At 52.8% G+C, this 21,038-nt stretch carries 17 protein-coding genes and 1 pseudogene; 5 read left to right on the plus strand and 13 right to left on the minus strand.

Annotation, left to right across the window (positions count from 1 at the left end):
* Position 1 precedes the first annotated feature (1 nt).
* The 13 genes from LKD37_RS00935 to LKD37_RS00995 form a co-directional block, all read right to left on the minus strand.
* Positions 2 to 1,198 (minus strand): AAA family ATPase, encoded by a 1,197-nt coding sequence (locus LKD37_RS00935; RefSeq protein ID WP_006873400.1) that lies wholly within the window; start codon positions 1,196 to 1,198, stop codon positions 2 to 4.
* A gap of 194 nt (positions 1,199 to 1,392) precedes the next feature.
* Positions 1,393 to 2,889 carry a S1 RNA-binding domain-containing protein gene (locus tag LKD37_RS00940; RefSeq protein WP_302927538.1) on the minus strand — a complete coding sequence of 499 codons (1,497 nt, stop codon included), beginning with the start codon at positions 2,887 to 2,889 and terminating at the stop codon, positions 1,393 to 1,395.
* 34 nt (positions 2,890 to 2,923) lie between these two features.
* Complete coding sequence (locus LKD37_RS00945; RefSeq protein ID WP_349048813.1) at positions 2,924 to 4,861, minus strand: VirD4-like conjugal transfer protein, CD1115 family; 1,938 nt, start codon at positions 4,859 to 4,861, stop codon at positions 2,924 to 2,926.
* A 14-nt stretch (positions 4,862 to 4,875) separates the two neighbouring features.
* Positions 4,876 to 5,961, minus strand: coding sequence for a hypothetical protein (locus LKD37_RS00950; protein ID WP_006873397.1), 1,086 nt, complete (start codon positions 5,959 to 5,961; stop codon positions 4,876 to 4,878).
* Between the two features lie 172 nt (positions 5,962 to 6,133).
* Complete coding sequence (locus LKD37_RS00955) at positions 6,134 to 6,796, minus strand: DUF6100 family protein (protein ID WP_006873396.1); 663 nt, start codon at positions 6,794 to 6,796, stop codon at positions 6,134 to 6,136.
* Positions 6,797 to 7,324 (minus strand): DUF5697 family protein, encoded by a 528-nt coding sequence (locus tag LKD37_RS00960; protein WP_173700505.1) that lies wholly within the window; start codon positions 7,322 to 7,324, stop codon positions 6,797 to 6,799.
* A 193-nt stretch (positions 7,325 to 7,517) separates the two neighbouring features.
* Entirely contained in the window at positions 7,518 to 10,574 is a 3,057-nt protein-coding gene (locus LKD37_RS00965) for a VirB4 family type IV secretion system protein (RefSeq protein WP_006873393.1), read from the minus strand.
* Between the two features lie 33 nt (positions 10,575 to 10,607).
* Complete coding sequence (locus LKD37_RS00970) at positions 10,608 to 11,984, minus strand: C39 family peptidase (protein ID WP_148336110.1); 1,377 nt, start codon at positions 11,982 to 11,984, stop codon at positions 10,608 to 10,610.
* On the minus strand, positions 11,985 to 12,980 hold the full coding sequence (locus tag LKD37_RS00975) for a hypothetical protein (protein ID WP_215725544.1): 996 nt from the start codon (positions 12,978 to 12,980) through the stop codon (positions 11,985 to 11,987).
* Positions 12,977 to 13,702 carry a hypothetical protein gene (locus LKD37_RS00980; protein WP_302927539.1) on the minus strand — a complete coding sequence of 242 codons (726 nt, stop codon included), beginning with the start codon at positions 13,700 to 13,702 and terminating at the stop codon, positions 12,977 to 12,979. The genes LKD37_RS00975 and LKD37_RS00980 overlap by 4 nt, the downstream gene beginning before the upstream one ends.
* Before the next feature lie 40 nt (positions 13,703 to 13,742).
* Complete coding sequence (locus tag LKD37_RS00985; protein WP_173700504.1) at positions 13,743 to 14,144, minus strand: fimbrial protein; 402 nt, start codon at positions 14,142 to 14,144, stop codon at positions 13,743 to 13,745.
* Between the two features lie 250 nt (positions 14,145 to 14,394).
* Complete coding sequence (locus tag LKD37_RS00990; RefSeq protein WP_006873388.1) at positions 14,395 to 14,946, minus strand: hypothetical protein; 552 nt, start codon at positions 14,944 to 14,946, stop codon at positions 14,395 to 14,397.
* Positions 14,943 to 16,103: a MarR family transcriptional regulator gene (locus LKD37_RS00995; protein ID WP_215725545.1), complete on the minus strand. Its 1,161-nt coding sequence runs from the start codon at positions 16,101 to 16,103 to the stop codon at positions 14,943 to 14,945. The genes LKD37_RS00990 and LKD37_RS00995 overlap by 4 nt, the downstream gene beginning before the upstream one ends.
* Before the next feature lie 436 nt (positions 16,104 to 16,539).
* Here LKD37_RS00995 and LKD37_RS01000 point away from each other — a divergent pair.
* The 5 genes and pseudogenes from LKD37_RS01000 to LKD37_RS01020 form a co-directional block, all read left to right on the plus strand.
* Positions 16,540 to 17,010, plus strand: a pseudogene (locus LKD37_RS01000) (hypothetical protein); the annotation flags it as partial.
* Between the two features lie 146 nt (positions 17,011 to 17,156).
* Complete coding sequence (locus LKD37_RS01005; protein ID WP_302927540.1) at positions 17,157 to 17,768, plus strand: hypothetical protein; 612 nt, start codon at positions 17,157 to 17,159, stop codon at positions 17,766 to 17,768.
* Between the two features lie 323 nt (positions 17,769 to 18,091).
* A complete protein-coding gene (deoC, locus tag LKD37_RS01010) occupies positions 18,092 to 18,757 on the plus strand; it encodes a deoxyribose-phosphate aldolase (RefSeq protein ID WP_302927541.1) in 666 nt (221 codons plus the stop codon).
* Between the two features lie 156 nt (positions 18,758 to 18,913).
* Positions 18,914 to 19,633: a purine-nucleoside phosphorylase gene (deoD, locus tag LKD37_RS01015; RefSeq protein ID WP_302927542.1), complete on the plus strand. Its 720-nt coding sequence runs from the start codon at positions 18,914 to 18,916 to the stop codon at positions 19,631 to 19,633.
* Positions 19,634 to 19,749: 116 nt separating this feature from the next.
* Complete coding sequence (locus LKD37_RS01020; RefSeq protein ID WP_302927543.1) at positions 19,750 to 20,922, plus strand: BMP family lipoprotein; 1,173 nt, start codon at positions 19,750 to 19,752, stop codon at positions 20,920 to 20,922.
* The last annotated feature ends 116 nt before the right edge of the window (positions 20,923 to 21,038 follow it).

The raw sequence follows: 21,038 nt of genomic DNA on the forward strand, positions 1-21,038 counted from the left end.
TTTACAGCCCTCCCTTGATAAAGGGGATTGCACCATAACGGCCAATCAGATAGCCTTTCTCCACCTTGGCATCCTTGCGGATGGAAAAATCGTAAAGGGAGAACAGATCGGTAGCCGCTGTTTGCTCGTCTTTTTCGGTAAACCAAATCTGATCTCTCCTCAGTACATCCAGGTCAAGAAGATTGGTGTTGTGTGATGTGAAAATCAACTGGGCTCCATTTGGATTGAACTCCACGCTGTTAAAAAGCGAGACCAGATGCTTTGTCAGAAGAGGATGCAGATGAGCGTCCATCTCGTCAGCGACAAGAAGCGTTCCTTCATCCAGCACCTTTTTTACAACACCGATCAGTTTGAAATAACTGTTGGTGCCATCAGATTCCTCTGCCATGTTCAGCGCGTAGGAAGAAGTATTTCCCTCTGTATCCTGTACCGTGTGAATGGCCTCGATATTGGTAAAGATATCATTACGCTGAGAAGGAGCGGGTTCTGTATCACGCATCTGAAGGGACTGTATGCCAAAATCTGCAACACGCAGCATAGAGGCGATCACATGCCGGTAGTCATCATCTTTGAGTTGTTCTGCTTCAAGGCCGTAGGCGTCTGCAACAGAATTTTTCGTGATGATCTGGCAGGAAGCAAACCATTCCAGAACCGGAATCACTTTGGAATAGCTCCAGTTTGATGCGACAGACAGATAGAGCTTGTTGGCCGAAGTGCGATCCTTGAGAGTATTTTGTTCATCGACATCAACGGTAAAGCGAAAATCTTTTGTGTCTTTTCGCTCAAAAATGAGTGCCTGCCTGCCATTGGGATAGTAATACAGATATTCTTCAATAACAGCTTTGTCTGTTACAGAAAAGCCATACGCATATCGGATGCCATTTGTGGTGAAGATGACCTCAAAGCTGCTGGGGCGAGAGGGTGTTTCCCGGTCAAACTTGAACGGCGAACGCTCAATGGTTTTGTGGAGCTGCTGGTTATGCGAAGTCAGCACATAATTTACCATGAACCAAAATGCATTCAAGACATTGGACTTTCCGGAAGCATTGGCACCGTAAATCACGGCAGACTTCAAATGCTTTTTGTTTCCGTCCACAATCAGGTGTTCCGGATGTTCGTTATCCTTACTGGCAAGCAGGGATAACACGACATTATCTTTGATAGAGAGAAAGTTCTCTACACTAAATTGAATCAGCATAAAACAACCTCCTAAATCCTTGCTATAATATATTATATCCGCATTTTTGTGAAAAATCAACGCAAATGAAAAATAAAAATCTATATAGAGGATTTAAGAGAACAGTCGTGTGGAGAGGATATGCGGTGGGAGTTTCGGTAATGATAAAAAGCAAGCCTGGGAAACAGTTCGCCGCTGCTTCCCAGGCGCTTTGTTTACAGGTTCTGACGGATGATCCGGGTGATAATACCTACGGCCACACCCCGCTCCATATCCAGACGGGTGACGGCAAAAGATACATCGTCCTTTTTGCCGGGCATCCGGTAGTCATAGCAGGAGTGGGCTACCGCATTGACGCCATTGGAGAGGCGCACATAGACAACGCCCTTGTGGACATCTGTGACACGGCCGGCATACTTGCCTTGGATACGGCACTTCTGCAGGTTGTCCCTGTCGGTGTTCTCGGAAATACTCTTGATGTCAGCCTTGATGCCCAAGTCCTCCAGACTGTTGCGCCGCACGCTGAGAATACGGACCAGAACCTCATCGCCTACGGAAAAACGCTCATGGGCATCACCGATCCAATCCCAGGCAAGGTCACGGGCAAGGATGGAGGTTTCAACGCCGAAAACTTCCACGCGCACAACCTTTTCAGCCACTGCAATCACACGCGCCTGGACGATGCGGCCCTCATAGACACGGTACATACCGGCAGCATCCGTATCCAGATAGAAAATCTGGCGTTTGCGCAGCATGGCCTCCTTGCGGCTGGCAACTACGCTGCGGGTCTTGGAGTCGATACCACGCACGATGAAGTCAATGTCAGCACCGAGCATGTTGCCAAGGATCTTATTTTGGCGCAGCATAAGGTCGGCGTATTCCTGACCGGAAGGACTGCGGCCCAGATTGATCATCATTTCCTTGATAGGGATAATGACACGGAACCCCTTGTAATCCACAACTGCCACCGTCTTGCGGTTGTCCAGCTGTTCAATGCCGCCCAGCTTGCCGGTGATGATCTTGCGGGTGCGGTAGGCATTATGGATCTCATGCCAGATTACATCATCACGGTCTTCGGCAGTCTCGACATCATCCCGGCTGCGGATGGTAAGGACGGGGGCCTCGCCGCGCTGGGGGCGGGGCTGGCGCTGGGGAGGAGAAGGAGTAGGGGCAGGAGCGGCAGTTTCTTCCACGACAGGAACATCAGGCTCCACAGCAGGTTCCTCCGTATCAAGAATAGAGTCGGCTGTATCCGCCGACTCTGTTGTTTCGGCAGGGACTTCCTCTGTGACAGTTTCTTCAGGAGCAGCAGCTTCTTTCTTCTTTCGGCTGGTACGCTTGGGCTTGGGAGATGCAGGGGGTTCCTGCACAGCGTCGGCGTTATCTTCGTAAACATCAGGCGGCTGCACATCAAAGTCTTCCGGCATATCAGTGGGAGCAGCGCTTTGATCGTCTGTTTCAGCAGGCGTATCTCCGAACATTTCCTCCTCGGTGAGTTCAGGAAGGGGATCTTCAGCCATATCTTCGGCAGAGGTGTCCTCCAGGGGCTGATCCATCTGCCCCAGCAGTTCGTTCAAATCCAGACTATTGCCAGTATCAGCAGGAAGGGATTCAGGTTGAGCAGTATCGGCCGGCAGAGTTTCGCCTTCCGACATAACGGTTTCGGTAACAGGAGCCTCCTGTTCCAGAAGTTCTTTTTTCTTGGTTGCCATAGATTAAAACCTCCTATGAATTTGATAGTTTTGTTTAAGACAGGATGGAATCCTTGTCTGTGGTGATAATGCCTTCCGGCGTACCGGCAGATTTGGGGGCCGGAGCCTCTTTGGGTGATTTATCCGTGGGGGATGCCGGTTTGGTGGCTTTGCGCTTTGCCGGCTTCTTTGCTGCAGGAGCCGGTTTCGGCGCGGGCTGCGGTGTTTTGGCGGCTTCTTCTTCCAAGCGGCGCCATTCCGGTACATGGGCAGATGCTTTGCAGGAACGCAGGTACTTGGCTTCCGGGTGTTTGGAGTAATCCATTTTGTCTACCTGCAGAACCTTCTTGCCACGGATGATGATGAGCGCCTGATCCAGCGGGAGCCGCAGGACTTCATCAGGAGTAAGTACAGGGCGTTTTCCAACACCAGAGGTCTCACGAAACTCCGGTGTATAGTTGGAGATACGCCAGGTGCCCAGCTGTTTGGACTTACTGGATACTGCTACGGAGGCAAGCCCTGTCCTGGCAGAAATAAATTCGGCAGTAAGCTGGTCTGTACAGCCTAAAAACAACTGCGCGTCACAGTTTCCAATGATCTCCTGCCACAAATTCTGCGGGTATCGGTTCTGCAATCCTGCGAGATTTTGGAACACACAGGACATGGAGATATTCCGGGAGCGTATTACGCTGAGCCGGCGGGAGAGGTCGGGGATCGTGCCGCACGCTGTCAGTTCTTCCCCAAGGATATGGACAGGCACAGGCAGTTTGCCGCCCTCGCAGTTGTGGTCTGCATATCGCACCAGTTTGATGAAGCAGAAAGATAGAAACAGCGAGGCCAGAAAATCAAAGGTGCTGTCCTGGTCGCTGGTAACGAGGAAGTAGGCACAGGGCTGCTGACCCGGAAGCTCCAGATCGATCTCATTCTTAGCGGTAATTTTTTTGATCAGCTCAGACTGGAATACCTGCAGGCGGCTGCCCAGACCGATAATCACGCCGCTTCGCACTGTGTCGCTGGCCTGCTTGAACAGGCTGTAGGGTGCTTTGGCAGGGTGCGTGGAAGGAAGCGCCTCGAACAATGTGTCAAGTTGGGATTCCCCATTGAGAGTCAGCAGCCGGTAGACTTCGCCAATGTTGCGGTTTTCTTCCGCATAGCCTTGATCCACATACAGTACCAAGGCCTTGAGCAGATTCATCTCACAGGCATCCCAGAAATGGTCGCTCTTGCCGTTGTTCGTGGTGTTCTTGATGATGACATCTACAAAAAGCTGGGCCATTAGTTCCTGTCCCTCAACTTCGGCAAGGCAACACCAGGAATCTGAGTTTTCAGGCGAAACGAGGTTGAATAGCTTGACACAATAGCCCCGGCTGCGGAGAAATTCGCTTGACTTCTCGTACAATTCCGATTTGGGATCGCAGATGATCAACGATTCTCCGGCGCCATTTTCACCTCGGACAGTGGCCTGAAGGATACGGTTCATACAAAACGAACGGGTTTTCATGGAACCACTGGCGCCGTAGACTGCCAGATTACTGTTGATTCTGGTATCTTCCGGTATGCAGACTGCTTTGCCATCCAGCATACCCAGTACAACACCCTTGTGTTTGCGCAGATCGGGCACCAGATCCAGTACGCCGGACATTTCTTTGCGGGACATCCAGCCGGAGGTGCCATAAGTGCCTTTGGCGGAGTAGGAGAAATTGCGGTCTTCATCATACTCACCGGCATCACCATATCCCATGCGCATGACCATGATGAGCAGCACTGCTAACAAGCCAATGCAGATCAAAATGCCATACACGCCATAAGGCGGTCTGAGCACAGAGGAAAGGCAGAGAAGGAAGTCGGGCGAAGCGGCCAGCGGTGAAGTACCGTCGCCGGGAATACCGCCGCCCTGTTTCCAGGTTGCATAGTTACCCAAAAGCTGTGCCAGAAAGCCGCCTGCGTATAGAATCGCAAGAATGGCAAAGGGCGCTGCAATCAGGCTTACGATCAGTTTTTTCTTGTTTATGGGAACAACCTCCCCTCGAATTTTGTGAAATCAATGGTCTGGAAGCGCACCCGGGAACCACAGTAGCTGCGAAGTACCTCTGCCTGGAAGTCAAAACAGATCAGTGTGCCTGGGCGCTCGGATAGTTCGAGGGAGGTGTTGAAGCGTGCGATACGGGGCAGATCGCAGAAATAGCCAAACAGGACTGGTGAGCCATCCGGTGAAACACCGTCATGCTCAATAGCCAGTCCGGGCTGCCTCGCAGTAAGACCTTGGAGCAGAATGCGGTCCAGCTCCGCAGTTTTCACAGGGTCGCACAGCAGTGCAAGTATCACCTCCCCCTGATGGTTGTTGGTAAGATAAAGAAAATGCTCATAGCTGCCATCCAGCATGAAGAAATCATGTTTGCGTCCTCCGGTGCTGGTCAAAATCTGGTAAGCCAGATCCATGCTGTTGCCCAGAATCAGTCCATGAACATCCTCATGGCGAAACTGTGGGGCCAGGCGCTGTTGGCAGATTACGCTCCAAATCAATGCCTTGACCCGCATTTCCGATTTGTAGCGCCACTTCATCAGGGCGCTGCTGCTGTTGTAGGTCACGAAGATGCCGGAGGGCGCAAGGAGTATTCCAGTGGAGCGGGAACTGCGGATCTTCGTGGTGTCGATCCCCATTTCTTTCACTTCTCTGGAACTGAAAAAAGCAGGATAGACAATCCTGCCGCCAGCGTAACCATCCGGCGCAAAAATTGCCGGTTTTTCATCCCGATACACACATACACCCGCATTATCCATGGTCACATAGGTTTCTGCCAGGCGGTGTAGCCGGAGTCTTCGGTCAATTTCGCATTTCAAACGGTTGGTGTCGGTATCTCCTGTCAGGTAGCTGGCAAACCTGTCCGGCCGGCTTTCCAGCAGAGTGGCTTTGGCTCGCGGCCCCAGACGGTAGCCGCGCAGTTTATCCCGGTAATAGGTACGCAGCAGCCCGTCTTTTTTCAGTGCAGTGACAACAGACTCCAGATAATATGGACTGCCGGGAAGTCTGTTAAGCTGGTCTGTGGGGAACTCGCCGGAGATGGCAGTCAGAGAGAGAAGCCTGTACGCCATCGTGTCTGGCTGTGGGAATTTCCCAAGTGATCACCTCCTTGTGGTGTGTGGCTTTTACCGAGACTGCAAGGAACTTCGGTAAAAATCCGTGGTGTAACGACAGAAAAAAGCCCCGAAATCCGGGGCTAAATACGATGTTGCGGCAGGTCGGACAAGCAATGGCTGAAAATGCTCAAAAATCCGAGATGGATTTTAGGGTGTTTTCATGCTCAGCAAGCCAGGCGGGAAACCGCTTTTTTTCCATGACACTGATTCTGGTACAGTCCTTTTCGCCCAGCGCAGCGGTGTTGTAGGCATCGCAGAGCAGGCCGGTATCGTCAGCCATGACGAAGGTGGAGAGGACATCCAGAAGCTGCTTTTCTTCCAGATTGTCGTAGTCACGGATACGCCGGGTGGGAAGGCACTGGTCATAAACCTGCGTAAAGCACACCACACAATCGCTGAAGCGGGGCATGGGATGCTCTTTGGCGTATTGCTCCAATGAGAAGTAGAACGGGTCGAGCAGAAACTCAGTGTTTTGCCTCTGCTTGCGTTTTGGGAGCAGACCAGGCAGGGTGACCTCCAGTACACCGTCCTCATAGACAACCTCAATTCCGTGTACAATACCGGCGGATGTCAGGTAATCGCCTTTGCGGATGGTGGTGCTGGAATATATCAAATGCCGCAGCCTGCAGGCAATTTTCTCTGCCCGCAGGGCGGCATCAGTGGATAAGACTTCATAGTTGTCCGGATAGCGCTGAATATCCGTGGTATCCATCGCGTAAAGAGCATTGCTCAAACGGGATATATCATCAAGAATGCTTCCGATTCGGTGTGAGATGATTTTTCGTTCCAATCAAGTTCCTCCTGTTTTCTTAAAGTAATGCACCTGGCCCGCTGCATCCACGGTGCAGAAACCGGAAATGCCAGGGCAGTCAATGCGGCGAATGTCTTCCGGATTATCGACCAAAATGATGCGGCGTCCACCGCTGCGGTCATCCCGAAGCGCATGGTTGATCAGGGCCTCCTGGCCGGAAGCTGCGTAGACGATTTCGTATAGTTCACCGTTTGCAAAGAAGATAAGCTTGACCGGAAAATCACCGGGAGCATGGTATTCCACCTGCCCGATAAAATCCAAGAGTACCCAGGCAGCCCGTATCAGGGAGTTGTCTGATTTTGCTGCCCAACCAGACGGAAAGTAACCGCCTGTATCAGTTTGAAAAATACGGCCCTGCTTTTGTAGATGGGAGAGCAGGGTCTTGATGATTTCTTCTTTGCCAGGGTGAAAGCAAAGAAGCTGCTGCATATTGAGACCGGGATACATCGTGACGATCCGCAGCAGAGCCGCAGCTTCATTTCCATAGATTTCAGCCCTGGTCTTCATGGGTATCACCTCCAATGGCGTAATATAGGCGTATTCAAGACGCATTAAAATAGGAAGGAAAGCCAGTCAGTGTAAGCCAAAAGATGATCTGGTTGGCAAAACTGGCTTTTAGGCGTAATGCAGACGCAAAGCAGACGCATAGCGGCGTCTGGCAGGAAAGTTGCACATGGGAATCACCTCGCTCTTCAAATTGTTATATCTGCTGTTCGGCAGATGTGGATTGTTCACGGCGTTTTCGCTCTACGATTTCACGCAGCTCGCGGCGGTCGGTAGTAATCAGATCCTTTTCCAGAGGGCTGGCTTTGAATTCCACCATAATATTGTTGTTATTGGTAGAAATCAGACCGTGACCTCTTTCAAAGTGAGTGATCTCCATTGTTTCAGCATCGGACAGGTGCAGGGCTTCCTGTACCCGCTGGGCTTCGTCGTCCTCCAGATTCAGAATGATCTTGGTCTTGGAGTTGTTGATGATGCCCTTACCAAATCTGCCGCCGTCAAGGTCAAAGAAATCGGCAAGATCCTGGCTTGCAAAAATCGAGGCGCCGCCGTAACCGCGTATGGTTTTGGCAATTTCCAAAAGGAAATCGCCAGCCAATCTTACACCAGCAGCACCGGCGCCGGATAGAAGCTGCCAGCACTCATCGATGAAGATGGCTTTTTCTTCTGTACGGTCGGCTTTGGCTCTGTCCCAAACAAAGTCCAGCGCCACAAACATACCTACGGTGAGCAGATCTCCCGTGAGGGAGGAAATATCCAAAACAGTGTACTTGTTGTCGAGCCGAACATTGGTCTGCTTATTGAAGGTGCTGGCGCTGCCGTTTACCAGACGGTTTAGAATGTGGGCCATGCGCATCGTTTCCTTGGAGGTTTTCAAAATTTCGTACAGGTCACCAAGCACCGGCATTTCACGGTACTGGCCGGGCTGTGCAGGGTCTTCCAAAGAGGCGTTATCATGAGTGATGCCTTTTGTGTTATAGGTACGAACAAGGGCTTCGTCCAAAAGCTGTCGTTCTTCGTGAGACATATCGGGGATCAGCAGACTGAAAAATATGTGGAGCTGCTGGATCTTTGCTGCAAGTTCAGATAACTGAATGCCTGGACCGTCCAGAATTTCATTCACCGAGCGGTCTACCCGCCGAATCTCCATAACATTGATGCAGTGGGGACTGGCCGGTGAAATCTGGATAAAGGAGCCGCCCACATTGGAGCAGGCGCGATGGAATTCATGGCCTTTTAGGGGCGCAACAATGAAAATGGGGATATTTTTCCGCCTCATTCGCAGCGCCATCAACTGCATGGTAAAAGTTTTGCCGGCTCCGCTCGTGCCAAGGATCGACATATTGGCGTTCTTATAGACCGCAGAATTGAAGATGTCCACGATAATAAGGGAGCTGTTGTACTTGTTGACGCCCAGCAGGATACCGTTATCATCACACATCTCATAGGAGGTAAAGGGATAACAGCTTGCCGCACCGCCTGTCAGCAGGTTGCGTTTACCGCGCTCATACAGTTTCTTTTCCATTGCCACCAATGGAAGGGCAGATAAAAACGCCTGTTCCTCCCGAAAATGGCAGGTGCAGGCGTTCATGTCTTGTGAGAGCAGGAGCTTTTTCATTTCGCTGACCTTCCATTCCAAGTCTTCCTCGTTGGAGGCAGTAATGGTAATCAGCAGATTCAAGTAGTAGAAGTCCTCGTTGTTGGCAAGGCCCTCTTTGAGAAAGTACCCGCTTCGGATAGCGCCATCAATGTCATCAAAGTCGGTGTTGGTGTCGCTGGCGTCCTTGATTTTGGAACGGTTGATACGCAGCTGCTGTCCGACTTTCTGGATGATGGTTTCTTTGGGCTGACGGGAGAGGAACATATCCATATCGATCCCGTCACCGGCATTGACGATAAGACTGAGCCAGCCGGCTGGAACCTGCGTTTTGTAGCCATCAGAGGGCACCAGCAAATAAGCATAATACAGACCGTCAATGCAGATATGGTGACCATGCGTGAAGTCAATGCTTTTTGGCGCACAGAATTCGGTGGCAGGGATATGGTCGATCTCACTGTCGCGCCCTTTGGCAAGGTACTCAGCCACAACCTCCTGTGCCCGGACGGAGAGCGGCTTTACAGCACTTTCATTTCTGCAGAGCAGGTTATAGAGGACATCTACGGTAAACTCATCCCAGTTTTCCGGAACGATGACCTCGTTACCGCACTGACGGAGGTAGTTGGTAGCAGTATGGACTGCACTTTGCAGGGCATTGATTGCCTCGCCTTCTTCATCAGAGCGCTTGGTGTTGCTCCACGGCTCATATTCAAAAATCAGGAAGAAACGTCGGGTAATTGCCTCACGGGAACCGATCTGCTGAACGAACTGGAGGTAGTCTTCCTGCATGAGCAGACACTGTTCATTGGTCTCCTGTTCCATCTCCTTCCGAACGGTATCCAGATGGCGGTTGATCTCTGCCCGACGTGTCAGTACCTTGATTTGCAGCTTGATGGGGCTGATTTTCAAGTAGGATACAAAGGAATAGATGATGTTCCGCTGTTCCTGGGCGCTGCGCAGCATAAAATTGATGGGTACTACCTCGACGACCTTGACATAGCGGTGGTCCTTCGTGTAGATGATGCCGTTTTCAATTTTGGAAATCGGCAGATAATCTGCTACTGGGTTAAGGCAGGCGGGCTTCGGCTCCTGGGTGCGGATAGGGCGTTTTACTTTGCGCTCCTTGGAGACCTTCTTTTTTTGCTTGGCGGCTTTCTTCTCCTTGGCAGGCTTCTGCTTTTTCACAGGACGGAGTTTTTGGCGGATCTCGTAGCTACGAACTTCATCAAACTCCGCTGGGAAATCCTCTCTGCCGGAGCGCCGTGACCGTCTGGGAGCCTTGTCGGGCTTGTGTACCTTCTTTTTAATATGCTTGCCGCCATGCTCTGCCGCCGGAACCGCATCTTCTGCGCTGTTACCGCCTATAATGCGGCGGTTTCGCAGGTACTTTATGAAAATCAGCAGAAAAGAGGAAAGGCTCTCACCGGAAATTCCGATAAGCGCCACCAATGCTGCTGGCAGTGCGGTCAGGCACAAAGCGATGATACGGGCAGTCAGGCTAAGAGGGAGCAATGAAAAAACCGGCACACCAATGGCAAATGCCAGGATGCCGGCTTCAATCACATTTCGGGCTTTGAACATACCACCGAAGAAGGTGCCTGACTCGATGAAATTCGGTGGTATTATGTAGGTATCTCGGTCGATTTTATGATTCATGATTAACCTCGTTTCCGAAGCCGGGCGGGCACATCAGCCGATAATCCAGAACGGACCGCCAGCTCCAGCGCGCCGGCTGGCCTCATTTAAGATAATGGACAGATCCCAGAGCTGTTCGCTCCGTGTGTAACTGGCAGGGTCAGCCACCATGATCTTGCCGTCTTTTACGCCACGCAGGACAATGAAGTGACCGGATGAGGTAAAGTGGCCTTCAGACATGATTGCTACTACCAGTTTACCATTAGCCAGTGCGTCTGTGATGCGCTGTGGTTCCGCAGTGGTACAGCCGGAAACCGGAAGCCCCCATTCCCCAGCGGCGGCAGGTATCAGTGCATGGTAAGAACCACTGCTTTTACACCAGTAGCCGTTGTTGTAAGACCACTCGGCCATCTCCACAGGGTCAACCATATCGTCTGTCAGAGAGGACACCACGATTGCCATAGCGGTAGGGCCGCAGCCATAACCGCCAATATTGTCCGTGCCATAGGCTTTACCGGCATAGCGTTCATCCAGCTGATTGTAGTAAACAACAGGTGTGATCCCATCGGTGAAAGTAACATCGCCCAGAGAGGTGATGCTGTTTCCGGTCCACGCTTCCAGATTCTGCAGCAGACCATCGCCCAAGAACAGGCTTAGGTTGGAGGCATAATCGGCTGCAAGCTCCTTTTGGTCATCGGTAAGCTGGAATACAACATCAGAAAAATAGGACTCACCGTTGTAACGGACAGTATAGACCATCCATGTTTCTGGCTCTGTTGTTTCTTCCCCAGTCTCCGGATCGGTCACGGTGCTCTCACGAATCTCTTGCTTGCTGGTGTAGGAATATAGATGCTGCTTGTTTTCCCGCAGGGTGGCGGCAAGGTCATTTAGAGAAATGCTTTCAAAATCCTTGTCTTTGGCTGCACAATACTGAGAAATAAACAGGTTGGCGTTATAAATAGGCCCGCCGGAATAAGCGTTTTTGACCTCCATATGGTCGGCTCCCGATGCCGCAAAGTCAGCTTCGATCCGGGCAAGTACATCATCCAGTGCCTCGCCCAAGATGCCGTTGAGGGTAAAGGTGATCTCGTTGGCGTTCTCAATAATCGCTGTTTCGCTATTCAAAATCGGAATTTCGGGGTCAGATGGCGAAAAGGCATTGGTCAGTCCGCCGAAAATAAGACCGGGGAGCATGAGAACAAATAATACCGGCAGCATAAGCAGGGCAATGACTGCCACAATGATTTTTCCGATATGCTTCCGACCTGCCCACACTGCGCCTGCAACTGCACCGTAAGGACCGCCTGCGGCAGCGCCTTTGGCAGCGGAGGAAATAGCTTTTCCGGTTTTGATTGCACCGCGGATGGTATGCGCTGCGGAGGCGCCGGTCTCCACAGCTTCGGAAAAACCGCTTTTCTGATCTTCTGGCATTTATATCTTGTCCTTTCTCCTCGGGGCTGGAGGCAGCTTTTTGACAATGGACTCGTTGAAGGCGATAGAACCGTCAGGGGCCATATAGGGCGATTTGTCAACAGCATCCACAGCGTACTGCTTATACCATGCTGTACCATCCACGGCATGAACGGTGGTGTACTGGCCTTCCGGGGCAACATATTGGTCTGCGTGGTACATACCAAAGGAGATACCTTCGGGATGTTCTGCAGTTACTTCTGTACCGGTGATGCGGCCGCCGCCGATTTCGACATTCTGGAAGGTCGGAACATTTTCAGCTCCGGATTCCAGTGCCGCGTATCCCATGTAAGAGTGCAGGGCTTCGGCGGCTTTTTCACCGGAAATGGAACCCATTTGGCTGATACTGCCAGTGGCTACGCTGCCGATTACATTGTTGGCAAAATTGCCGCCCTTACTGACGGAAGAAGCGTACATATGGCCGCCGATCCCTCCGGCTGCAGCATCGCCTAAAAGACTGCCAAGACCGGAGGGCTTGGAGCTGGGAGTTGTGGTGGCTGTTTTGATGGCGCTGTTTGTGACTTTTCGGCTCACCACTCCAGCAAGACCGCCGCTGGCAAACCCTGCTCCAAAGCCGCCGCTGCCTTTACCACCGTTTGCGTTGACATTGGTGGAACTGCTGTTCCTCCCGCCGCCAAAGTGGTGACTGGAAAAGTTCTTGATGCCGCCGATGCCTCTGGCAGCAATCATAGCCTCAGCCAACATGCTGCCGCCGGTATGTCCTACATTGACACCCAGGCTGGAGAGGAAAGAATCGATTTTCTGACCGACTTTGAGAAAGCCGATAGCACAGAGAAACCAGATAAACACATTGCCGGAAACGGCTTCTTTTCCCACAGCGTCTACCTGAGCCTGCACATCGCTTTCGGAGATAGCGGCAAAAGCCGGCTGGCAGAGCAGGCAGGAGAGAATTGCGACTGTAAAGGCCGCAAATAAAAATTTTTTGAGTTTCTTCAAGGATAAGACCTCCTTATAACGAAAGCGGGTTCGCAAGGAAGGACCCCACCATGCTTGTGAACAGGCGCAGGCACCAGGCGTTCATGACCAATAGGAAAATTTGACCGCCAAGCATCCGGCACCAGGATTTCCAGATGTTTGCTGTGGTCTGGCTGGCGCCCATAGAAAAAGCCACAGGAGCCGTGTAGACCAGTACACCGAGCAGCACATACCGTTCGGCTGCCTCGAACAGAAGTTTTAGGTAGTTCCAGGCCAGGATGAGAACCAAAATCAAGGTAATCAGTGCCACAGCCCCATTGGCACACACCGATGATGACCAGCATCACGGAATTGAAGTCTGCAAAGCTTAATGCAGGAAGGTCGGACTCCATGATCCAGTGGTAGGGGGTGCCGCCGATGGTAAGAACAATATTGACGATTTCATCTGAAAAGAGCGTCAGCAGGATAAAAATAACGGAACGGATACTCAGCTTTACCGGGTCTTCTGCTTCCACACCTGCGCCAAGACCGAAGTTTTTGAATAACTGCCAGACCCAGTTGAGCAGGATGATCCCGATTGCCAGAGCCACGAAAACAGAGTACATAGTCTCTGCTGCGGGAAAATAACGCAGAAATACAGCCATATCACAGCCCAGCGCACCCAAAACCGATGTGGTCACCAGATCAAGACCGGCCATTACCTGTTCTGCGATCCATTCCACTATGCCGTCTAAAATGCCCATAAATGCAAGCCTCCTTTCCGGCGAGCAGTCAGACGGTCAATCAGCCTGTCCATTGTCCGCCACTAAAGAGCGGCGTCACATACGCCATGATAAAGCCCAAGCCATTGAGGATAGCCCAGGTGATACAGATTCGTTTGAGCCAGGCGCGGCTTTCATCCACCGTCCGTCCGGAACGGGAGAAGTTCATGAGCAGCAAGGCTACCGAAGCAGTGACGATGGCGGCGATAGTGGAGATGGCAAGGATTTGGGTGTATACATCCTGCATGATCTCTTTGGCCTTGGTCCATACATCTGTTGCCGCATAAGCCGGCTGGCAGAATATCATGGACATCATCACACACAGGAAGGCGCTGTAAGCCACTTTGGGCAGCGAAAGCCTGCGCTTGGACTGGGTATCCGGCTCCTGAAGCTGCGGAGTTTGAGGGGTTTTCGTTTTCTTCAATTTGCGATCCTCCAATTCTGAATGATTTTTTGATGCTCAATAGGGAACAGAAAAACCCACACCTGTCAAAACAAATGTGGGCTTTCAAATGGCCGGGCGGCCATCTGGGCAGCAAAAAAGCACCCTGATGAAAGGTGCCGTTACTGTCCTGTTCGGTTTTGGGTGCAAGTTTGAGCATATTCAGTTTAACACATCGGTATTTACACTGAAAGAGCAGAACCATGCCAATTTTGTTCCCGAATTGTGCCAATTATTTGCCCGATTGTCCGGAAGATGATTTTGGCTCTGGGAAGAACTGCTCCAGCATGTCTAAACTGTCCTTGGAGGTATAGCCCCAAAGAACGGAACTGAGGGCTTCAATGGCTTCCCGGCGTTTGCGGTAGTAAGTTCTGAAACTGATGTCGCGGATATGCGGTCGCAGGGTCTCGATAATTTCCTCAACATTTTTGAGCTGCTGCGGCGAGAGGAAGGAGTAGTACAGCAACCAGTAATATGCCTCACCGTTTTTGTGCTTGGTACGCAGCAATTCGATTGCGGAATCCAGCAGCTTGAGCATTTTGTGGCTGCGTTCAATGCATTTGGCATGATGCTCGATGTCGCTTCCGGCCAAATCAGCGCCAGCCAGATAGACTGAATCCAGAAAATCCTCAATGGAGGTACCATACTCAATCTCAAACTTGGTGCGGACATGCTGGACAGAAAGCTCCAGGCTCCACACAACATCCCGGTATTTTTTCAGCAGTTTCCAGGTATCATGGTACAGGGGATTATCAGCAACATCAGGTTCAACAAATTTTCTCATTTCAGGTTCCTCCTATTTTCGTGCTCCTCAGAGGGAGTGAGTGTAAGTTCAAAAGTGGCGATTGAAGTGTTTGTGCCGCAGAGGATGGTCAGACCAAAGTGGACTGTAGATTTCCCTCGCGCACGCGGAATCAACTCTTCCCAGCAGTCGTCCGATAAGGGATATAACTTATAGCAGGAGAGTGGGCAAGAAAAGCAGGAAATCCCTTGCGTAGATAGGATGTCAGCCATCTTGCGGAGTATCGTTTCAATGTGCGATTTTGAAACGCTGGAAAGTGCATCCGAAACAATGACCTCATGCTCAGAGATAGAATGGCTCTCTTCGGTTTCAGCAGTTTCCGGAAGCTCCAGATGAATGTTTAAGGTCATGGCAACTTCCTCCTTGTCGATTAAAACATCGGAAATCTCAAACATGGTGGACAGGTAGTTCTGCAGGTAGATCACGCTTCCATGCCGGCCGGGAAACGACATGATAGAGATATACCCAAGACCGTCCAACTTTTTCAGTATCCGGCATACGGTAGCGCGTGACAGCCCCCAGCGGCAGGAGAGTTCGGTATAACTGACCAACGGGTTTCCTGTACCATTGCGAAAGTAGGCTACCGGACCGACCTCTGACCCCTGCACCTGCGTATCGTTGTAGACAGCGGATACCCACAGATCCAGAACGATGTCCATTTCAGAGCAGCGGGCAGAGCTGACCAGTTCCAGGGCAACAGAGACTGGCAGGAAGAAAAAACCGGTATCCTTTTGGCAAGGGGCATTGTACTCCAGTGCGGAATTGTGGCGGGCCCAGTGGAGGATTTTATATTTGACTACATTGCCACGGCCCAGCAGTGTATAGGAAATCAAGTGCTGCTTCTGAAGGGTATCCAGCATGGACAGCGCCTGCCGATGAAAGCGGGTGCGGAACCAGCAAGACAGTTCCTTGACGGTGCAGACCCATTCGCCGGGGGAGACTGTGTAACTGATCCCGTCAATACGGCGATATGAGGTGCGGAAGTTTGCATAGCTGCAAAGTACAGTAAAATGAAAAAGGCCGGAGCCTCCGTTTATGCGGATGCTCCGGTCGTTGATCAGTTTGTGGATGAACTCACGATAAATCCGGCATCGTGGGTAATCTACCACTTGTTTGATTTGAAGTTGGTATTCTGGCATAGTTAACCTCCTAGTTTTTTATGCAGACAAGTAGTTCGCTGAAAAATGTTGACTTGAATAACTGATGGGGGTATACTCATATTTATATGAGCTGCAAATAAGCAGTTTGTGCATTGCTGGTTTCCGCAGTTTTAGCATTGATACCTTATAATATAGGCTAAAAGCGATAAAGAAACAGTATCAGGGATGTTCTTCATGGCTCTACAATGTGCCAGTCCTTTTCATGGAAAATTTATCCAATTTTTGACATTTTGGAGCTGACGCACTTTTTCACAAAAAAATATGCCTACAAACAACTACAATTTTTATACAACTTTTCGAGTGAAGCGGACGGTCAAATAGGACACAGGACGAATGATAAATAGTTTCAAAAACCCAGCAATTATGCGGATTTTGCGCACTACGGAGCGGCATGGGGCGGGATGGAGAGAGCAAAATTTTATTCCCGACCATGAAGCCGTTGGATACCGACAAGAAGCCCGCAAAGCCCGCCGAGGCCGCTCCCACCGCTCCTGTCGTCGAAGAAAAGATCGACTTCTCCAACGTGCAGATCGAACCGCTGTTCACCGACCTGGTGGATTTTGACACCTTCTCCAAGTCCGATTTCCGGGCCGTGAAGGTCAAGGAATGCGAAGCCGTGAAGAAGTCCAAAAAGCTCTTAAAGTTCGTTTTGGACGACGGAACCGGCGAAGATCGGGTGATTTTGAGCGGTATTCACGAGTATTATGAGCCGGAAGAGCTGGTTGGAAAGACCTGCATTGCAATCACCAATCTCCCGCCCCGGCCCATGATGGGCATCGAGTCCTGCGGTATGCTCATCTCCGCCGTGCACCAGGAAAACGGCCAGGAGAAGCTCCACCTGCTGATGGTCGATCCCCACATCCCCGCCGGAGCCAAGCTCTATTGATGACCCCTGAAGCCCTCCGGCTTTCGCCGGAGGGCTTATATGAGAGAAGAAAGATGAAAATGGAGAGAGAACACACGAAAGTACTTGATTTTGAAGCCGTCCGGGCCATTGCAGCCGAGACTCCGGACAGCGAGCTCATCCGCTGAGTGGACGAGGCCCTGCGGGAAAAGTCCGGCTACACCCTGCCCCCCAAAATCCACATCTCCCAGCAGGACGGCGACTATTACAACGTCATGCCCTGCATCTATGAGCGGGGCAACCTGGCCATGGTGAAGATGATCGGCCGCCACGGCCACGAAAACCGCATCATGGACCTGTTCCGTCAGGACCCGGACGTGCATTTCGTCCTGTGCGACACCTATGAGGAGGTCATCGGCGGCTCTGACCTGGTGATCTCCGCCATTACCAAGGTTACGGAGAACTTCGTCACCGACGAATACTTCAAGGAGGGCTGCACCGTCATCCCCATCTGCACCATGGGCTTCCAGAACTGCGACCTGTTCTTCGACCGGGTGTTCACCGATGAAATGGAGCAGATCCGGGGCTTCAAGTATTTCGACCACTTCGCCCCCGTCACCACCAACGTCACCGACGTGCTCAACGGTGCCGCCCCCGGCCGCACGGATAACGTCCAGCGCATTCTGGTGTATAACTACGGCATCGCCATCCATGACCTGGTCTTTGCCGCCAACATCTATGGCCGCGCCGCCGTTCCCGACACGCCGTACCACTACTGCCGGAAAAAATACTTTATCTGATGCTTTTGGCGCACTATATTGTGTGAAAGCGCTATAAAAAGCTGCGGCGAAATGCTCTCTGCTGGTAAGACAGTAAAATCAAATTTCTTGAAACAGGCATGATTTCGGTCATGCCTGTTCCGCTTTTAGCAGCTCGTCCAAGGGGATGTAGCCTACGAGGTCATGTTCGATATGTACCCTCTGCCTGCTGCTCCTGTTCATGAATTCGCTGTTGCAGACCCTTGCCCCGCCGCCGGTGTCAAGGTTTACAAAGGCGTTTTTTTCTGCTACAATGGGATTGTATCCGCAAAAATATGTACGGCATCCGAAAGGAGATTTTTATCATGAACAACGAGCTCAAGCCCATTCTGGCCCGGGTGGACCACACCCTGCTGTCCCAGACGGCTACCTGGGACCAGATCCGGGCCATCTGCGACGACGGCGTGAAGTACGGCTGTGCCAGCGTGTGCATCCCCGCCTCCTATGTGAAGCAGGCGGCGGAGTATGTGGCGGGCAAGATCGCCGTGTGCACCGTCATCGGCTTCCCCAACGGCTACGACACCACCGCCTCCAAGTGCTTCCAGGCCACCGACGCCGTGAACAACGGCGCGTCCGAAATCGACATGGTCATCAACATCGGCTGGGTGAAGGATGGCCTGTATGACCGGGTGCTGGAGGAGATCCGCGCCGTGAAGGACGCCTGCCAGGGAAAACTCCTGAAGGTCATCATCGAGACCTGCCTGCTCACCGACGCCGAAAAGGTGGAGATGTGCCGGGTGGTGTCCCAGTCCGGCGCGGACTATATCAAGACCTCCACCGGCTTCGGCGGCGGCGGAGCCACCCGGGAGGACGTGGCCCTGTTCAAGGCCCATGTGGCCCCCCATGTGAAGATCAAGGCCGCCGGCGGCATCGCCAACCTGGACGACGCCCGGGACTTCATCGCCCTGGGGGCCGACCGTCTGGGCACCAGCCGCATCGTCAAGGCCGTGAAGGCCTTGGAACAGGAATAATACACCCCCTGTCATTCGTAGGGGCGGACGACTCTGTCCGCCCCGGAAAACCCTGCGTCTCAAGAGCCGGAGAAGCGGATTGCCGCGTCGCTTCGCTCCTCGCAATGACAGACCAGTCTCATTATAATTATATAGGATACAAGGAGGAACTCAGTCATGTCTACCCCCCATAACAGCGCCGCCCCCGGCGCGTTTGCCAAAACCGTTCTGATGCCCGGCGACCCCCTGCGCTCCCAGTTCATCGCCGAAACCTTCCTGGAAAACCCCGTGCTGGTGAACAACGTCCGGGGCGTCCAGGGCTACACCGGCGCCTATAAGGGCGTGCCCGTCTCCGTGATGGCCTCCGGCATGGGAATGCCCTCCATCGGCATCTACTCCCATGAGCTGTACACCCAGTACGGCGTGGAGAACATCATCCGTGTCGGCTCCGCCGGGGCCATGCGGGCGGACCTGGAGCTGGGCAGCGTGGTGGCCGGTCAGGGCGCCTGCACCAACTCCAGCTTCGCCGACCAGTATGAGCTGGGGGTCCACTATGCCCCCATTGCCGACTTCGACCTGCTGATGGCCGCCGTGGAGTCCGCCCGGGAGCTGGGCGTGAAGATGCCCGTGGGCAATCTGTACTCCTCCGACACTTTCTATGACGCCGCCGGCCGCAACGACCGCATGAAGAAGATGGGCGTCATGGCCGTGGAGATGGAGGCCGCCGCCCTGTACTGCACCGCCGCCTTCCTGGGCAAGCGGGCCCTGGCCATCTGCTCCATCAGTGACAACCTGGTGCTGGGCACCGAGCTGACCCCCCAGGAGCGGCAGACCACCTTCACCAACATGATGAAGATCGGCCTGGAGGCCGCCGTGAAAATGGCCCAGCGGGGTTAAGTCCGGCGAAAGACAGAACTTAGCACAAAAAAGGTTGCACTTTTCACCCCACCCTGCTATAATGTGCTTATAAGGGGCGTTTCGCGCCCAAAATTAAAAAGGAAGGTAGATTCACCATGAAAAAGTTTCTGGCAATGCTCCTTGCTGTGGTCATGGTCCTGTCTATGGCAGCCTGCTCCAAGCAGCCCGCCAAGGACCCCAACAAGGGCAGCGATGATCCCAACAAGACCGAGACCATCACCAATCCCGATCAGATCAACGACGAGATGACCTCCGAGGATGGCAAGTACGAGATCGCTTTCATCACCGACGTGGGCCAGCTGAAGGATAAGTCCTTCAACCAGGGCACCTATGACGGCGTGAAGCTGTACGCTGCCAACAACAAGCTGTCCTATAAGTATTATCAGCCCGCCAACAAGGACCAGGCCACCGATGATGACCGTTACGAGGCCATGAAGGCCGCCGTGGAGAACGGCGCCAAGGTGGTTGTCTGCGCCGGCTTCATGCAGGAAGGCGCTCTGCGCATGGCCGCCAAGGAATTCCCCAATGTCTCCTTCGTGTTCGTGGATGGTTATCCCATCACCGAGGAAGCCGACGTTGACGGCTCCCCCGTTCTGAAGAACGTTGCCGGTATCGCCTTCAAGGAAGAGCAGTGCGGCTATCTGGCCGGTTACGCTGTCGTCAAGGAAGGCTTCACCAAGCTGGGCTTCACCGGCGGTGGCGGCGGCACCAACCCCGCCTGCTGCCGTTACGGCTATGGCTTCGTCCAGGGCGCTGACGCCGCTGCCAAGGAGCTGGGCGTGAAGGTCGATATGAACTATTCCTGGCAGTATGGCGCCAGCTTCTCCGCTTCCCCCGAGCTGCAGACCATGGTTTCCGGCTGGTACGAGGCCGGCACTGAGGTCGTGTTCGCCTGCGGCGGCTCCATGTTCGCCTCCGTGGCCGCTGCTGCCGGCGCTGCCGACGGTAAGGTCGTGGGCGTGGACGTTGACCAGTCCACCGAGTCCGACACCGTCATTACCTCCGCTATGAAGGGCCTGGCCGACTCCGTGCAGTGGGCTCTGGGCAAGTTCTACAGCAACGAGTTCGCCTCCATCGGCGGCGTGGGCACCTCCCTGGGCGCCAACGAGAACGCTGTGGGTCTGCCCACCGCTACCTGGTCCCTGACCAAGTGGACTGTTGACGAGTACAACACCATGCTGAAGGATATCGTTGACGGCAAGATCACCATCGACAGCGATTACAACAACCTGAAGTCCACCGACAACGTCACCCTGAACATCATCTGATCGTTCCGTCCGGACGTATAGCCAAAAAGGTTACATAAAATCCCGGGGGCGCCAAAGCGTGGAAAGCCCGTCTACGACGGTGAAAACGTCCGCACGGTGTCCGTGGAGTCGGTTCG

It is taken from the genome of Brotocaccenecus cirricatena (assembly GCF_020687045.1).
In the GTDB taxonomy this organism is placed as follows: Bacteria; Bacillota; Clostridia; order Oscillospirales; family Oscillospiraceae; genus Vescimonas; species Vescimonas cirricatena.

Bases quoted from the DNA above. Each gene is read 5' to 3' on its own strand.
- LKD37_RS00935 (WP_006873400.1), bottom strand. From the start codon at position 1,198: ATGCTGATTCAATTTAGTGTAGAGAACTTTCTCTCTATCAAAGATAAT.
- LKD37_RS00940 (WP_302927538.1), bottom strand. From the start codon at position 2,889: ATGGCAACCAAGAAAAAAGAACTTCTGGAACAGGAGGCTCCTGTTACC.
- LKD37_RS00950 (WP_006873397.1), bottom strand. From the start codon at position 5,961: ATGGCGTACAGGCTTCTCTCTCTGACTGCCATCTCCGGCGAGTTCCCC.
- LKD37_RS00960 (WP_173700505.1), bottom strand. From the start codon at position 7,324: ATGAAGACCAGGGCTGAAATCTATGGAAATGAAGCTGCGGCTCTGCTG.
- LKD37_RS00965 (WP_006873393.1), bottom strand. From the start codon at position 10,574: ATGAATCATAAAATCGACCGAGATACCTACATAATACCACCGAATTTC.
- LKD37_RS00970 (WP_148336110.1), bottom strand. From the start codon at position 11,984: ATGCCAGAAGATCAGAAAAGCGGTTTTTCCGAAGCTGTGGAGACCGGC.
- LKD37_RS00980 (WP_302927539.1), bottom strand. From the start codon at position 13,702: ATGGGCATTTTAGACGGCATAGTGGAATGGATCGCAGAACAGGTAATG.
- LKD37_RS00990 (WP_006873388.1), bottom strand. From the start codon at position 14,946: ATGAGAAAATTTGTTGAACCTGATGTTGCTGATAATCCCCTGTACCAT.
- LKD37_RS00995 (WP_215725545.1), bottom strand. From the start codon at position 16,103: ATGCCAGAATACCAACTTCAAATCAAACAAGTGGTAGATTACCCACGA.
- deoC (WP_302927541.1), top strand. From the start codon at position 18,092: ATGAACAACGAGCTCAAGCCCATTCTGGCCCGGGTGGACCACACCCTG.
- deoD (WP_302927542.1), top strand. From the start codon at position 18,914: ATGTCTACCCCCCATAACAGCGCCGCCCCCGGCGCGTTTGCCAAAACC.
- LKD37_RS01020 (WP_302927543.1), top strand. From the start codon at position 19,750: ATGAAAAAGTTTCTGGCAATGCTCCTTGCTGTGGTCATGGTCCTGTCT.